The sequence below is a fragment of the Bacillus sp. LSHTCR4 genome (assembly GCF_057197025.1).
On record NZ_JBXUNO010000007.1, the window covers coordinates 131,649 to 147,227 of the forward strand.

At 36.4% G+C, this 15,579-nt stretch carries 19 protein-coding genes, 2 tRNA genes and 4 riboswitches; of the genes, 2 read left to right on the forward strand and 19 right to left on the reverse strand.

Going from position 1 to position 15,579, the window contains the following annotated elements:
* Positions 1-5 precede the first annotated feature (5 nt).
* From kdpA to tenA, 15 genes are all read right to left on the reverse strand, one after another.
* Positions 6-1,673 (reverse strand): potassium-transporting ATPase subunit KdpA, encoded by a 1,668-nt coding sequence (gene kdpA / locus AC2CGR_RS26425; protein WP_087968294.1) that lies wholly within the window; start codon positions 1,671-1,673, stop codon positions 6-8.
* A gap of 19 nt (positions 1,674-1,692) precedes the next feature.
* Entirely contained in the window at positions 1,693-1,773 is an 81-nt protein-coding gene (locus AC2CGR_RS26430; RefSeq protein WP_087968293.1) for a potassium-transporting ATPase subunit F, read from the reverse strand.
* Positions 1,770-1,874, reverse strand: a complete 105-nt coding sequence (locus AC2CGR_RS26435) for a SipW-dependent-type signal peptide-containing protein (protein ID WP_087968292.1) — start codon at positions 1,872-1,874, stop codon at positions 1,770-1,772. Before AC2CGR_RS26435 ends, AC2CGR_RS26430 begins: the two co-directional genes overlap by 4 nt.
* Before the next feature lie 97 nt (positions 1,875-1,971).
* A riboswitch (cyclic di-AMP (ydaO/yuaA leader) is annotated at positions 1,972-2,117 on the reverse strand.
* Positions 2,118-2,378: 261 nt separating this feature from the next.
* On the reverse strand, positions 2,379-2,609 hold the full coding sequence (locus AC2CGR_RS26440) for a hypothetical protein (protein ID WP_000866315.1): 231 nt from the start codon (positions 2,607-2,609) through the stop codon (positions 2,379-2,381).
* A gap of 16 nt (positions 2,610-2,625) precedes the next feature.
* Positions 2,626-3,012, reverse strand: a complete 387-nt coding sequence (locus AC2CGR_RS26445; RefSeq protein ID WP_131101420.1) for a hypothetical protein — start codon at positions 3,010-3,012, stop codon at positions 2,626-2,628.
* A 93-nt stretch (positions 3,013-3,105) separates the two neighbouring features.
* Positions 3,106-3,253, reverse strand: a riboswitch (cyclic di-AMP (ydaO/yuaA leader).
* An 85-nt stretch (positions 3,254-3,338) separates the two neighbouring features.
* Positions 3,339-4,160, reverse strand: a complete 822-nt coding sequence (gene thiD, locus AC2CGR_RS26450) for a bifunctional hydroxymethylpyrimidine kinase/phosphomethylpyrimidine kinase (protein WP_131101418.1) — start codon at positions 4,158-4,160, stop codon at positions 3,339-3,341.
* A gap of 6 nt (positions 4,161-4,166) precedes the next feature.
* Positions 4,167-5,186: a thiazole biosynthesis adenylyltransferase ThiF gene (thiF, locus tag AC2CGR_RS26455; protein WP_087968288.1), complete on the reverse strand. Its 1,020-nt coding sequence runs from the start codon at positions 5,184-5,186 to the stop codon at positions 4,167-4,169.
* Positions 5,179-5,949: a thiazole synthase gene (gene thiG, locus AC2CGR_RS26460; protein ID WP_087968287.1), complete on the reverse strand. Its 771-nt coding sequence runs from the start codon at positions 5,947-5,949 to the stop codon at positions 5,179-5,181. Before thiG ends, thiF begins: the two co-directional genes overlap by 8 nt.
* Before the next feature lie 2 nt (positions 5,950-5,951).
* On the reverse strand, positions 5,952-6,155 hold the full coding sequence (gene thiS / locus AC2CGR_RS26465; protein WP_001049505.1) for a sulfur carrier protein ThiS: 204 nt from the start codon (positions 6,153-6,155) through the stop codon (positions 5,952-5,954).
* A 15-nt stretch (positions 6,156-6,170) separates the two neighbouring features.
* On the reverse strand, positions 6,171-7,280 hold the full coding sequence (gene thiO, locus AC2CGR_RS26470; protein WP_131101416.1) for a glycine oxidase ThiO: 1,110 nt from the start codon (positions 7,278-7,280) through the stop codon (positions 6,171-6,173).
* A complete protein-coding gene (gene tenI, locus AC2CGR_RS26475) occupies positions 7,273-7,893 on the reverse strand; it encodes a thiazole tautomerase TenI (RefSeq protein ID WP_087968285.1) in 621 nt (206 codons plus the stop codon). The genes thiO and tenI overlap by 8 nt, the downstream gene beginning before the upstream one ends.
* Positions 7,894-7,903: 10 nt before the next feature.
* Positions 7,904-8,905 carry an ABC transporter substrate-binding protein gene (locus AC2CGR_RS26480; protein WP_087968284.1) on the reverse strand — a complete coding sequence of 334 codons (1,002 nt, stop codon included), beginning with the start codon at positions 8,903-8,905 and terminating at the stop codon, positions 7,904-7,906.
* Positions 8,902-9,654, reverse strand: coding sequence for an ABC transporter permease (locus AC2CGR_RS26485; protein WP_029437513.1), 753 nt, complete (start codon positions 9,652-9,654; stop codon positions 8,902-8,904). The genes AC2CGR_RS26480 and AC2CGR_RS26485 overlap by 4 nt, the downstream gene beginning before the upstream one ends.
* Positions 9,654-10,403, reverse strand: a complete 750-nt coding sequence (locus AC2CGR_RS26490; RefSeq protein WP_484481350.1) for an ABC transporter ATP-binding protein — start codon at positions 10,401-10,403, stop codon at positions 9,654-9,656. Before AC2CGR_RS26490 ends, AC2CGR_RS26485 begins: the two co-directional genes overlap by 1 nt.
* Positions 10,372-11,067 (reverse strand): thiaminase II, encoded by a 696-nt coding sequence (tenA, locus tag AC2CGR_RS26495; RefSeq protein ID WP_000666826.1) that lies wholly within the window; start codon positions 11,065-11,067, stop codon positions 10,372-10,374. The genes AC2CGR_RS26490 and tenA overlap by 32 nt, the downstream gene beginning before the upstream one ends.
* Positions 11,068-11,150: 83 nt before the next feature.
* Positions 11,151-11,253, reverse strand: a riboswitch (TPP riboswitch).
* A 60-nt stretch (positions 11,254-11,313) separates the two neighbouring features.
* Positions 11,314-11,426, reverse strand: a riboswitch (TPP riboswitch).
* A gap of 269 nt (positions 11,427-11,695) precedes the next feature.
* Between tenA and AC2CGR_RS26500 the strand changes: the two genes are divergently transcribed.
* Together AC2CGR_RS26500 and AC2CGR_RS26505 are read left to right on the forward strand one after the other, a co-directional pair.
* The gene (locus AC2CGR_RS26500) at positions 11,696-12,856 is read left to right on the forward strand and encodes an SH3 domain-containing protein (protein ID WP_484481351.1); all 1,161 of its coding nucleotides are present in this window, start codon (positions 11,696-11,698) and stop codon (positions 12,854-12,856) included.
* A 5-nt stretch (positions 12,857-12,861) separates the two neighbouring features.
* Positions 12,862-13,194, forward strand: coding sequence for a hypothetical protein (locus AC2CGR_RS26505; RefSeq protein WP_061403353.1), 333 nt, complete (start codon positions 12,862-12,864; stop codon positions 13,192-13,194).
* A gap of 240 nt (positions 13,195-13,434) precedes the next feature.
* Here AC2CGR_RS26505 and AC2CGR_RS26510 read toward each other — a convergent pair whose 3' ends face one another.
* From AC2CGR_RS26510 to AC2CGR_RS26525, 4 genes are all read right to left on the reverse strand, one after another.
* Positions 13,435-14,586, reverse strand: coding sequence for a DUF3965 domain-containing protein (locus AC2CGR_RS26510; protein WP_270185507.1), 1,152 nt, complete (start codon positions 14,584-14,586; stop codon positions 13,435-13,437).
* A 294-nt stretch (positions 14,587-14,880) separates the two neighbouring features.
* A complete protein-coding gene (locus tag AC2CGR_RS26515) occupies positions 14,881-15,300 on the reverse strand; it encodes a CBS domain-containing protein (RefSeq protein WP_000198999.1) in 420 nt (139 codons plus the stop codon).
* Positions 15,301-15,430: 130 nt separating this feature from the next.
* Positions 15,431-15,502, reverse strand: a tRNA-Glu gene (locus AC2CGR_RS26520).
* Position 15,503: 1 nt separating this feature from the next.
* A tRNA-Asn gene (locus tag AC2CGR_RS26525) sits at positions 15,504-15,578 on the reverse strand.
* Position 15,579: the final 1 nt, after the last annotated feature.

Sequence of the window (15,579 nt, forward strand, 5' to 3'; positions counted from 1 at the left end):
CTCCATTACTTCAATGTAAGAAATTCTGCGATTGGGCCTAGTACTAACATCGGGAAGAATGTTAATGCACCGACAATCACAATCGTTCCGATGAAGATACCACCAAACAAACTATTATCAGTACGGAATGTTCCGATCGTTTCTGGTACTACCGTCTTTTCTTTCAACGAAGCTGCAACAGCTAGCATCGTAATTAAACTGAAATAGCGGCCTAAAAACATCACTAAACCAGTTGTAATATTCCAAAACGGTGTATTATCCGATAATCCTTCAAATCCAGATCCGTTATTCGCAGCTGACGATGTATATTCATATACCACTTGCGTCAAACCGTGGAAACCGGAATGAGAAATAGCATCCGTTCCTAAATTTGTTGAAAGAGCTAATGCTGAAAATCCTAAAATAAGCAATGGATGAAATAGTATCGTTACTGCGATTAATTTCATTTCCTTACCTTCAATTTTCTTACCTAAAAACTCCGGTGTCCGTCCAACCATCAATCCAGATATAAAGACTGCGATAATCGCATACATAATAATGTTCACAAAGCCTGCTCCAACGCCGCCGTATACTGTATTTAACATCATATTTACGAGTGGAACTAACCCGCCAATTGGTGTTAACGTATCATGCATCGTATTCACAGCACCTGTTTCGGCAGCTGTCGTTACTGTTGCGTATAGGGAAGAAAATACTGTTCCAAATCGTACCTCTTTTCCTTCAGTACTTCCTTGTATATGTTCAATCCCCATTCCATTTAACGCTGGATTTCCATGTAGTTCAGATGTCGTAATCGTTATAAACCCTAGTAAAAACACCATGAATAGTGATACAAAAAGAATACGACCTTGTTTTTTATTTCCTACCATTCGTCCGTACGTAAATGGAAGTGCTGTTGGCAATAACATCATAAGCATCATTTGCAAAATATTACTCATTTGTCCTGGATTTTCAAAAGGATGTGTAGAGTTTGCTCCGAAAAATCCACCGCCGTTATTTCCAAGTTCCTTAATGGAAACAAATGATGCAACTGGCCCGCGTAATATACTTTGTTTCGCGCCATCAATCGTTTGTGCCGTAACTGCACCGTCTAACGTTTGTGGTACGCCAAATGCGACAAAGACTAGCGCCGCAATAAATGCGATAGGAAGAAATACTCTCGTTAATGCTCTCGTAAAATCAACGAAAAAGTTACCGAGTTCTTTTCCAGCGAGCCCTCTTATAAATGCCATAACGAGTGCTAACGTCGTTGCCGGTGCTGCAAACATTAAAAATGTAATTCCGATTAATTGTGATAAATAAGATAAACCATTTTCACCGCTATAATGCTGTAAGTTTGTATCAGCCATAAAACTAATTGCTGTATTAAAAGCGAGCGTAGGCTCCATTCCTTCAATGTGTGCTGGATTTAATGGCAATACTCCTTGCAGTCTGAAAATGAAATATACGACAACAATCATAAATCCATTTAATAAAACTAATGACAACGCGTACTGTTTCCACGTTTGATTGTATTCTTTTACACCCGTAATTTTAAAAATAATTTTTTCAAAAGGCCCGAATACTTTATCTAGCTTTTTACTACCTTGAAAGGCTTTCTCTAAATAAATTCCCGTTGGCTTTGCCACAAGAATAAACAACAGCATTGTAATAACGACTGCGACCCAGATCATAATGAATGACTCCCCCTAATTAAAACTTTTCCGGATTTAGTAATGCATACACTAAGTACAGCGTAATTGCTCCAACAATAACCGATAAGGCAATCGTCATGATCGCTTCCCTTCTTTCACAACTTTATCTGACCAACTTGCAAGACTTGCCATCGATGCGACTAATACAACAAAAATCCCGATCATTACAACATCTAACATAGCCATCCCTCTCTCTTTTGTAAAAATTTACCATTAAAATATTAAAAAAGAACACTGAGCTCTACTCAGTGTTCAAAAAATGAACAACAAAAAGTAAACCTCCTCTCTAAACGCTTACGAGGTTAGCTGTCGGATTCGGGCCTAAAGAGTAGCCCTACTTTCAAAACTGAAAGATTCACCCCAAGTGACAATGCACAAAATTGGTTCCCCCGCTCCATTTCTGGAACTCAGCGATTTTAGGTTTTTTTGGAAATTTTATGAATGATTTATGAGAGTAAATATACTCCTCTATATTTAACTTGTAAAGAGGCAAATTACCTAAAATAAGAAAATATACACCTATTTAAACGCTTACATTAAGTGTTATTAATATTCTTTCACCTGTTTTCTCGTTATTTCTTTCTTTTTCACAGAAATGACCTTTTAAATATGAAATAAAAAGAGCGAATGACATGAAGTGCATAGCTTGTTGCACTCAGCATTCGCTCTTTTTTCATCGACTATTTATTCTCCACGCAAAAATGCGCGCAAATTTCTCCCGCGAATATAAACTTGTGACAATTCTGCATGTAGCTGCTCATATTCGATAACATCTGTTTTTAAATATAAAGCGTCTTTCGATGGCAATATAATATAGGGCCTTGGAAAAATAGGATCAAGTACCACCAATTCTTGAACTCGCTCTACCGATACCGCCCAACGATTCGCTATATCTCCTAGTAACAACACTTTCATCTTCTTTTCCCCCGCCCTATTCAAAAAATAAAAAAGAAATATTATCACAATTCGTAAACACGACAAAGGTAGCTCCAATTGTTTCATAGAGCCTCGCTGGATAGCGTTTATTCCTTGTAACAACAGTAATAGGTGCTTGAAAAGAAAAGCGAATGTGTTCTGTAAAGAAACTAATAATCGGAAGCTCATCCCCTAGTAAAATCACCTTCTTAATACACTCGCAAATACTAGTAAAATCCTGCTCCTTACTACAACTATACGTCCAATCAAATCCACAATCCCTAACTTCAGCCGCTATCTCTTCATTTGCTGTAAAAATAATTAACTCATGTTGAAATGCTACTAAATCTCTTAAACTATTTACCTTGCTTTCTTCTCCAACACAAATAAGTGTTAGTTCCATGTACCTCATCCTCCTTAGCATAAAAGAACTCAAATATAGATTGATATTCCCCTATACTAATCAGATCGATGAAGTGATGTATCCATCATGGCACCGCCCTCTCTCAAGACGCTTACGAAGTTAGCTGTCGGATTCGGGCTTTGAGAGTAGCCCTACTTTCAAAATTGAAAGATTCACCCCAAGTGACACTGCACAAATTGGTTCCTCCGCTCCATATAATTGGACTCAGCGTATTACAAAAAATGTATTCTGGCTGATATATTACTCCTGTAATTGGAAAAAGTAAATAGAAAAAAAGCCAGTTATAAAACTGACTTTTCACTTACTTACACACGCATTTTATTCACTTTATATGCAAAATGATTCGTCGGTCCATGACCACTTCCAATATGTAGCGGCTCTTCAATTGCTATACTAATAAATCGTTTTGCTTCTTGTACTGCCTCTTCAATCGAGTAGCCTTTCGCAAGTCCTGCTGTAACTGCTGAAGCAAATGTACAGCCGCTTCCGTGCGTTTGTTTTGAAGGAATTCGCTCACTTCTAAATTCAATAAACTCTTCTCCATCAAAGAGTAAATCGATTACTTCATTACCTTGATATTCTGCATGTCCGCCCTTCATAAGTACATATTTCGCACCTAATTCATGCAGTAATTTTGCAGCCTCTTTACTATCTTCAACGTTATGAATTTCCAGCCCAGTTAGCACTTCTGCTTCTGGAACATTCGGTGTTATAACCGTTGCTACTGGTAATAAATATTCCTTTAATGCTTGTACTGCTTCTTGTTGTAATAATGATGCCCCGCCCTTAGCGATCATAACAGGGTCTAGTACAATATTATTCCAGCCAAACTTCTTAATCTGTTCTGCTACAATTTGAATAATTTCACTGCTAAATAACATTCCTAGTTTCACAGCATCTGGTGTTAAATCCGTACCAATTGAATTCAACTGTTCCGTAATACCTTCTAAAGGAACTGGATATACCCCTTGAACGCCAAGCGTATTTTGAGCAGTAATTGCCGTAATAGCCGTCATTCCGTACACACCAAGCTCTTGGAATGTTTTTAAATCTGCTTGGATTCCAGCACCGCCTCCGCTATCAGAACCTGCAATTGTTAAAGCTTTATTTACTTTCATCCCACTCATCCTTTTCTATCCAAAATAGCGATGATAAATTGTTTTTGCTTCGCTTATATTTTTCGTTCCATGTACAAGTACACGACCATCTTTAAAAGCAACTAATCTCTTTTCTTCCACAGAAAATGATAATAAATATGGATTTACATTTAAATCATTCACACGATCATTCAGCAGCCCTTTGTATCGTTCAAAATCCATTTCCTCTTTATGAGGTGGTCTAATTTGAACTGTATTTCTCCCGCATAAAACTGCTGTTTTCGATGTGTTTTCTTTATTTAAATAAGGATATAATGCATTCTCTCCGCACGAAGGACAATTGTGTTTACGAAGCTTTTGCACATTCATACATGAATATTCATTTTTCCATACATCAAACGACACAAGTCCCTCTCGAAGTGATTCGTAATCTTCCACTAATAGTTTAAGAGCTTCCGTTACTTGATGAGAAACGACGAGAGATACAGCGGGCGATATAATGCCAGCTGTATCACATGTCGCACCGCCAAGCGGAATCGATTGTAATAAACATGATAAACATGGCGTTTTACTAGGAAGAATTGTGTAAGAAAGGCCGTAACTCCCTACACATGCTCCGTAAATCCATGGAATAGCATATTTTTGTGCTATATCATTCACAATAAAACGTGTTTCAAAATTATCAGTTGCATCAATCATTACATCAACGTCTGTAACAAGCTCTTCTAATTCCTCAGCTGTTACATCTTGAACGAGCGCTTCTACTCTTACTTCACTATTAATCTCTTCCAAACGCTTCTTTGCTGCTACAGCCTTCGGAAGATTATTTTCCACATCACTCTCTGCATACAATTGCTGCCTTTGTAAATTACTCCAATCAACATAATCCCGGTCAACAATCGTTACTGTACCAACACCAGCTCTTACAAACATTTCTGCATTTGCACTACCTAATGCACCTGCGCCGATAATGAGTACATGCTTTTCTCTTATTTTTTGCTGGCCTTCTTCCCCAATCGGAGAAAATAGTTCTTGGCGAGAATATCGATTATTCAACTACGCTCATTCCTTCTAAAGGACTACTTGCCGTCGCACAACGCTTACGTGCAATACGACCTGCTTCAAATCCTAAACGACCTGCTTCAATACTTAATTTCATTGCTTGTGCCATTTTAATAGGATCTTTTGCTCCTGATACAGCTGTATTTAATAACACGCCATCTGCTCCTAATTCCATCGCAAATGCCGCATCAGCCGGGCTACCGATACCAGCATCAACGATAACTGGTACTTTCGCTTGTTCAATAATGAAGCTCAAATTCAATGGATTTACAATACCAAGTCCTGATCCAATTGGAGATGCTCCTGGCATAATCGCATGCACGCCAAGTTCTTGTAATTTACGTGCTAATACAACATCATCAGATGTGTACGGAAGTACGATAAATCCTTCTTCCAGTAACATTTCAGATGCCTTTAACGTTTCTACCGGATCAGGTAATAACGTTCTATCATCACCAATAACTTCTACCTTTATCATGTCACAAAGCCCAGAAGCTTTTGCTAATTTTGCAATACGAACAGCCTCTTCAGCATTTTTTGCTCCGGCTGTATTCGGTAATAACGTATATTTTTTTACATCAAGTTTCTCTAATAAATTAGGCTGCTTTGCATCAAATATATCCATACGACGTACTGCGAACGTTAAAACCTCAGCCTCAGATACATCAATTGCCTTTTGCTGCACATCAAAATCAGGGAATTTTCCTGTTCCTAATAAAAGTCTAGAATGAAATGAAAATGGTCCAATGTTTAACATAATCAACCGCCTCCTACGAAAGTTACAATCTCAATTTGGTCTCCATCAAAAACAGATGTATCTGTATGATCATCTTTTTGTAAAATATCTTTATTACGCTCTACTACAACAATTCTGTTATCTAACTCTAAATGTGTAAGTAGCTCAGCTACTGTTTTCACACTCTCTGGCACTTCAATTTGATTACCATTAATTTTTAAATTCAAACTTCCATCCCCTTTCTAAACTGTTTTAGAAAGCAATGAATCTAGCAAGTGATTCTCCTGCTTTCCTTCTATTAAATCAGCCATATATTGACCAGAAACAGGACTTAATAAAATGCCGTTTCGATAATGGCCCGTGCAAGCATATAAACCTTTTATTTCTTCATGCTCTCCCATATAAGGAGCTTCATGATTCGATTGTGGTCTTAATCCTGCCCATGCACTTTCCCATTCCGCTTCTTTTAAAGCTGGCAATATTGTATACGCGCGCTCTAATATAGAAGTAATACTTTCTGGTTGCACAGTTTTATTAAACGTATGCGGCTTCATCGTTGCTCCAATTACGTAACGTCCGCCGCGCTTTGGTGCAATGTAAAATCTTTCTTGGAAAATAGGCGCCTTTAAAAGTGGTTTTCTACTTCTTACCGCTACTACTTCTCCTTTAACTGGATATGTACCCCATTCGCGGTGAAAATAACCTAGTAACTTCGTGCTCCATGAGCCACCCGCAATAACAACCTTCTCGCATGTGATAATCCCTTCGCTTGTCACAATCCCAGTCACTTTATTATTTTCAATACGGATATCAAATACTTCTGTTTGCTCATATATATCAGCACCCGAGAATGATGCGGAATGTGCGAGTGCTTTCGTAAGCTCTGGTGCAATAACATGACCGTCTTTCGGATAATATACAGACCCTATAATTGACTCAGATAGATACGGCTCTTTCTCTCGTAAACGATCTCCCGCTAGAAAGTAAGAATCTTCACCGGTTTTCTGCTGCCAATCCATAATATGAAGAATTCTTTCCTTCTCCTCTTCATTTTGAGCAATGCGATAAATGCCTTTCTCTTCATACCCAATATCGATGCCTGTTTTTTCACGTAAAACTTCTGCAAGTTGTGGAAATATAGCACGGCTTTCTCTAGCAAGTTCAAATAGAGGGTCATATTCATCCCATTCTGCCTGAACCCCAAGTAAACCAGCGGCTGCTTTCGAGGCTTCAGATGCAATCTGTTGCTTCTCTACAATCGCTACTTTATGTCCTCTTTCTGCTAGAAAATGTGCAACTGAACTACCAATTACACCACCGCCAATTATCGCTACATCATACTTCTTACACATGTTTTTCCGCCCACTTTCTTATTGATTCCTTATAAGATTTCGCTTTGCTATACGGGTTACTACTACTTATAATCCCAGACATAACAGCAATACCACTGACGCCGTTAGTAAGAACATCTCCAGTGTTTTCCGGAGTGATTCCTCCAATCGCTGTAATCGGTATGGATAAACACTTTGCAATGTCTGAAATTTCTTCAAGCCCTCTCGCTGGAACACCTTTTTTACAATCTGTCGGAAATACATGACCATAGACAAGTGAATCCGCTCCATTCTTAAATGCATCGATTGCCTCTTCTAAAGAATGCACAGAATAACCGACATGCAAATAAGAAAACTTTTCTTTCACTGACCTTACATCTGCGCTTCGATATCCTAGCTGCACGCGCGGAATGTTTAATAAAATAGCAATATCAATTCGATCATTTATCACTATTTTCGATGCTGGAAAGCCTTTCCTCAAAAGACTTTCCACACCTTCATACAATTCCTTCGTACTTTTCTCACGCTCACGAATATGCAAATAATCTATTTCACTTTCAATTTGCATCGCTACATTCACTAACTCTTCGAATGACATGTGACCATTTGAGATTACATGAAGCTCATTTTTCATATTCATTCGCCTACTTTAAAATGTTTTCGAATAACTCATCGGCCGGAACGATTTCTTTCGTCATTCCTTTATCTTTCAGCCATTTATTTTGTTTCTCCCATGACTCTTTTGAATCTGATAAAAATGGCTCATCTTTCGTTTCCATCTTCTCTAATAAAATTTTCATACTTTCTTTTTCAACTTCTGGTACAAGCGGGAAGTTTTCTTTTTCTTGATGATTTAATAAAATATTTAATGCTTCATCTGGATTTTTCTTCATGAAATCATAGCCTTTTTTCGTACCACGTAAGAAGGCTTGCAACGCTTCTTTATCTTTCTTCAACGTTTTATCACCTGTTACAAATACAAGCTCATGATAATTCGGTACACCGTAATCTGCTGGATTAAAGTATGCTGGTTCATGGCCTTCATGACGCATAACAGGTACCTCGTGGTTAATATATGCTCCTGTTACCGCATCCACTTTTTTCGTGATTAATGCTGGTACCAAATCAAAACCAACATCGACTACTTTCACTGTATCTGGATTACCACCAGCTTCTTTTACCATCGTTTTTAAATACATCTCACTTAAAGGTGTTCCAGAATATCCAACTGTTTTTCCCTCTAAATCTTTTGGCGATTGAATGCCTGCTGACTTCAGTGATACAACATGATTTAATGGTGAACGTACGACAGCTCCAATTGATTTCACTGGAATTTGTTCATTTGCTTTTGCCATGACAACATCTGGCTGATAATATAAGCCAACCGTTACTTTTCCTGCAGCTGCTAACGTTAATGGGTCAGTCGGATTGGAAGGGAATTTAATATTCACCTTTACTCCTTCTTCTTTAAAGTAGCCTTTTTCAATTGCTGCATAAATAAAGCTATGTACCGCATTTGGGTACCAATCAAGCATGACCGTTATTTCTTTTTCTTTTTTACTCTTATCTGATGCTGAATTACTAGAACATCCAGCAACCATTGCAATTAATAATGTAAACACAAAGATGCGTTTTAAAAATTTCATGAATGCTTCCTCCAACTAATGAATTTCTTTTCTAATACCGAAATAAGTATGACGAAGAAAATAGCTAATAATGATAACAATACAATGGGTGCAAATACACCTGCCCCGTCTAACTGCGTCATCATTCTCTTACTGAAATATCCTAGCCCCGCTTGTGCACCGAGCCATTCACCTATCGCTGCCCCTATTACACTAAGCGGTACTGCAATTTTTAAAGCTGAGAAAAAATAAGGAAGAGCAGACGGCAATTTTAATTTAAGAAAAACATCTTTTTTCGTTGCCCCGTATGTAACTAAAAGCTCCTCCCATTCTTTTTTTGTGCTACGTAGTCCATCATACGTATTAACCGCAATTGGGAAAAACGTAATTAAAACCGTGACAACAACCTTACTCCAGATGGTATATCCAAACCATAAAACGAAAAGTGGAGCAAGCGCGGTAATAGGAATCGTTTGTGAAGCCACTAATAATGGATAAAATGCTCTCTCCATCCAATTACTCGCATTCATTAACATCGCTAGCCCTACCCCAAGTACGATAGAAATAGCCACCCCTATTAAAACGACATATAATGTTGCCGGCAAATGAACCGTAAATAATATATCTTTTAGTTTCCATATTTTCATTACAATTGCAGATGGTGACGGTAAAATGTACATTTCATCTACAATTCTTGCGCCTACTTCCCAAAGTGCAAGTAAAATACTACAAAGCGTAAGAGCAGGTAATAGCTCCTTCAACCGGTTCATCATACGAGTACCTGCCTTTGTAACATACTAAGAAGCTCATCTTTAAGTGCTAACACTTCAGGCTTATATAAATCTTTTCTTGTCCGATTACAATCAAGTGGTACAATCCTCTCAGTTAAAGTAGTTATCGGTTGATTTTCTACAACGAAAATTCGATTAGAAAGAAATAATGCTTCTTCCACATCATGAGTGATAAATAAAATTGTTTTTTCCCACTCTTTCCATTGTTCAAACAGCCATTCCTGCAAAGATGCCTTCGTTAAAGCATCCAACGCGCTAAACGGTTCATCTAACAGCAATATCTCGCCACCTGTTAATAAAGTTCGAATAAAAGATACGCGTTGTCTCATACCACCAGATAAATCTTTCGGATATTTTGTCTCATACCCTTGTAAGCCAAATTTATGTAGCAGTTCCTTTGCCTTTATTTGTGCTTCTTTCTTCTGTACACCTTGGCACTCTAGCGGCAGGGCAGCATTCTCAATAATCGTTCTCCATGGCAGGAGCATATCTTTTTGAGGCATATACCCTACAGGATGGCCCTTTGTTTCTGTTAGCTCTATCTGTCCCGTACTTGCTTCTTCTAAACCAGTAATAAGGCGAAATAAAGTACTTTTCCCGCATCCACTCGGTCCGATAATACTTACAAACTCTTTATCTTGTATAGCAGCATTTAATTCATTGATGATTGGCTTTTCATCATAATGAAAAGAAACATTATGAAACTGTAGTATGTTCTTGCTCCTCAAATCCCCACATCTCCTTACGATAGGACATATCCCAGAATAAATATTCAAATCGACTGGAATATAGGAAAATCTCCTCTAATCGATCTAGCTCTTTTTCAGACTTTCCAACTGCCATTTCATTTAATAAATCTATTAACCAAATACAAAGGTTACCGTATTCTTCAGAACTATACCCTTGAATCCACTCACCAAAGAATTCATGATCCCTTGCTCCAGGAATATCATTTAAACGCTTTCCAATTTCCCAGTAGCTCCACATACACGGAAGAAGTGCTGCTATTAATTCTGCAAGTGTGCCATTTTGAGATACAGACATCATGTAATTTGTATAAGCTAGATTTTTAGCAGATGGCTTTGCAGACTCTATCTCCTCTATAGAAATCCCAAGTCTTTTTGCATACTGTTTATGGATTGTCATTTCTCCATTTAATATTCCATCAATTTGTTCAGCAAATTTCCCCATTACTTGTGGATTCGTTGCCTTTACAACACCGATCGCATATAGCTTTGCATAATCTAACAAATATAAATAATCTTGGATAATGTAATACTGAAACTTATCTTTTTCTAACGTGCCATCCCCCATACCTACAACAAATGGATGATTATGACTCATCTCCCAAACTGGTTGTACAGTTTCTAATAATCTATCGCAAAATTTCATTTCTCTATCCCCTTCCGATATATGATATAAATAAAAAACCACTTCTATCTATAAGAAGTGGTTACAGCAAATAAAATTATAATTTATTCGTTGTTCCACTTCCCTTCGCTAGTATTATCTAGATCAGGTCTGTAAGGGTTAAGGATTATTCCTCTCTCAGCACAACAAGCACCCCTAGTGGTTTCAATATGAAATTTTCAAATAAAAAAGCCCCGTTTCTATACGCAAAGAAACGGGGACTCATTATTAGTGTCCGAATTGCTTCCCTACGCTAGCATAATCTAGATCAGGTAATAAAAAGGATCAAAGACTTAAGGTCTTACTCTCAGCTGGCAACACCAGCTCTCCTAGCAAACTATAAAATTATCACTGTCAGTATAACACCGTAATAAGACACCATCAACTATTTTAATTTTCTCAATTGTCAACAAAACAACAAAGCCATATAATACTTATATTCTATCTTGGGAATTATTATCCTAATTAATTGGATAAAAAGGAATCATTATCCTCAAAAAATTTATTTTTATATTGATTTCATATTACATTTATGTGAATACACCCACTATATTATATCTTTATACTATAATAAAATTACAACTATACAACTAGAGGAGGTCTCTATTATATGAATATGAAAGCTACTGCTTTAACAGCAACTACTGTCGCAATTGCTTCTTTACTTCCTTCTATGGGAGAAACAAATGTACAAACAGCCAACGCTGAACAATTATCTACTGTGAAAACTGGATATGTCAAAGTCGATCAAGTAGCCTTACATACAAAAGATAACACAAATAGCTCATCAATTGATACAATTCGCTTTAATACGAAAGTGAATATACTTGAAACAACTAATGACTGGTATAAAGTATCTGTTAATAATAAAGTAGGTTACGTACAAAAAGATTCTATTCTACTAAAAAACAAACTTCAATCTAATAATCAATATATCGTCAATGCCAATGCATTAAACGTTCGTTCTGAACCTAATTTAGAATCTTCAATTTTAGATGTATTACCAAATGGAAAATTCGTTACCATTCAAGAAGAACAAGGCGAGTGGTATAAAATTTTACATAATGGCAAAACAGGTTACGTACAAAAAGCATTCGTATCTAATGATTCACAGCCTTTAGTAAAAGGCATCACAGTTCAAAATAATACGAAGTACACAGTTGCAACACCTAAGCTTAATGTACGTAGCAACGCTAGTACAAGTAGCGCACTACTTGGTTCATTGCAAAATGGTACACAATTACAAGTAGTGGAAACTGTAGGAACTTGGTATAAAATTCGTTTTGGCACAGGATACGGATATGTGGCAAAGCATTATGTGGTGCACAATCAAACACAATCACAAGCTCAAACGAATCAACCTACTTCCATTCCAGCAGTTTTCAAATTCCCTACTCAAGGAAGAATTAGCTCAACCTTTGATATACGCTGGGAACAAATGCATTATGGTATAGATATCGCAGCTCAGGGTAATGTCTCTATCCAGGCGGCGGCTGCAGGTAAAGTCGTGAAGTCATATTATTCAGCTAGCTATGGCAATGTTGTGTTCATCGCCCATCAAATAAACGGGAAATTATATACAACAGTCTATGCTCACATGAAAGATCGCACTGTACAAGCTGGTGATCAAGTACAAGCTGGACAATTAGTAGGTCATATGGGAAACACAGGTCATTCATACGGGCAACATCTTCATTTTGAATTACACAATGGAGAATGGAATTTTGAAAAAACAAATGCAGTAAACCCACTGCCATATTTAGTTAGGTAAATTGTATGCCACGCAATATACCTCTCTTAATTGAATACTTAGCCTTTTTAGGCTTAATCTGTTGCTTAGTAATTTATAATACAAATACTGTATTTTTATCTATTATCATTGCTTTTGTTGCTTTAGAAATTATGATGGAAGCTTTTCAAGTTCAACTAAAACAAAAAATTGCCCATATTTATAATGCCATCTTTCTATTAAGTGCCTTAATAACAAATATTATTAGTAATGGTTTTTATTTATCTACCGTATTTCCCGTATTCTTTATGGCTGTTTTATTAATCATAGCTAGATACATTCATGTCCCTAATAACAAAAAACAAGAACAAGAAGCTTAGAAAGAGGAGACACTGTGTACCAATCTTTCAAAGATAATCCGATGAAATATATATTGAGTTTATATAAAAAAACAAATACTTTTTTTGGTATACAAGGAAGCTATACGGCACAATTTCTCCTTTATGGAATGTTATTTCTCGTCTTAATTACATTCTCCTTACTTTACTAACAAAAAAAGGATCTCACATAAACTTGAGATCCTTTTTAATTTATATAAATTTTTATATAGAAAATGCTCTTTACCCGCAAGCATATTTTTCATAAATAAAACTAAGGTTATATTTTTTCTCTAAGCTCATTCTTTGTTCATCATCACACCAATAGAATAGAATATCATGAATCGTTGCATAACGCTTATTTTTAAGAAACAGTTTAAAGAAAGATGGTAAACAATCATGTAATTGTATAAATATATAATTGCGTAATATTTCTTCTTTATATTTAATGCCCTTACAAATATATAATAATTCTTCACAATAATATGCATGTTGTGGAACTTGGATCATTTCGAAAAATGGCACATATGATAATAACTTTCCGATAAAATGATCATATCGATCCATTATTCCTATCGTCATATGCTCCATCATATCTTTCATTACATATAAATAATCATCTACATGAGTAGTCTTGAGTGGGTCTAATCGATCTGAAATTTGAGAAAGTACAGCTCTTTGGCAAGCTAACACCGCTTGACTAGGTCCATAATATGATAGAAAGTCTGTACACTTACGATACTTTCGTAATAAATCATATGTATATAAGTCATAAACAAAAGTATTACAATACATCGCTAGACTCATCATATCACTATTTAATTGCTCTTTTGATAGTGACTTAGCTCTCTTACACATATAAAAGAATGTAAATTCTAATACTTCTTTATGGGATAATAGATGTTTACAGTCTGTTATACATTTCTCATTAAATTTAACTCTATCCCAAATTTCTACATCCCCATCAGTTAATTCACCAATACGATATTTAATAATTAAATAATTTAAAGCAACCGCCTGCGTCAAAAGATCCCACGTTTCATATTCCAATGAAGTGTGAACAAACTCAGCTAGCCCTTGAGTTATCATAAAAGCATTTGCTTCTTCATACCAACCAATCTCTTGGCATAAGCGAAGAATACGTACTAAAGTTGGAATTTCGTCTCTATGAAACTGCGGTAAAGTCTTTACTTTATGCATTCCATATACGATAAATGCCGCTAAATTTTCTTCTTTATAAAATTCTTTTTCTTTCCACACTAATATAGTCCGTTCTTTCCCTTCACCTTTTGGATGACAAGGTACAAGCAAAGAAAATAATTCAGCGAAATTATTTGGTTCTATATATGTATCTGTAACCAAATTCCAATTTGGATCGCGCTGTACAGCTTTCATATAATTCCCCTTCCCTTTTGTCTACATAGGAAATATTAATCCATTATTACATCATTAACAATAAATATTGTTATATTCGAAATCTATCATAATACTTATATCTATCAGTATATCATTTTTTCTCTTATTTAAAATTAGGAATGACAAATTTAAATAAACTGTCGAAATTAATAACTATGTACTTATTATATAATGTATCAGATGCATCATGCTAACATATTAGTTTAATCCTATATACTAGAATAATGCATCTGATTTTTATACGTAACATATTCCATTAATTAAAGTCTTTCTTCATTCCGTATGTTCCGAGATCTCACCTAAAGCAAATCCTGCTTGATCATCTGCCGATTCTCTTGTGGCTAAATCACCTAGTGCTAACATCCCAACGAGTTGACCATTCTCAACTACTGGTAATCGTCTAATTTGATACTGCGCCATTAACTCTGTAGCTTTTTCAATAGAATCATCTGGAGCAATTGAAACAATGTTTGTTGTCATTACATTTGTAATTTTATTAGATCCAGGATGTTTCTCAGCAATTCCTCGAACAACTAAATCTCGGTCCGTAACAAGACCAACAACTTGCTCATTTTCAACAACCGGAATTAACCCAATTGATTCTTCTTTCATCTTTACAGCAGCCTCATATACATTGTCTAGCGGTGTGCACTGCACAATATGAGTACTCATAAAGTCTCTCACTCGTGTCATTTTTATCTCCTCCTTTTTATACATACCATAGCTTTTCCTAAATCCCTTTATTTATTTCAGGAAAATCAATTGATAAAGGAGGATTCACGCACAATAAAAAAGAGTCAGCAATATGCTGACTCTTTTTTTATGACCCGTACGGGATTCGAACCCGTGTTACCGCCGTGAAAGGGCGGTGTCTTAACCACTTGACCAACGGGCCATGGCTCCGCAGGTAGGACTCGAACCTACGACCGATCGGTTAACAGCCGATAGCTCTACCACTGAGCTACTGCGGAA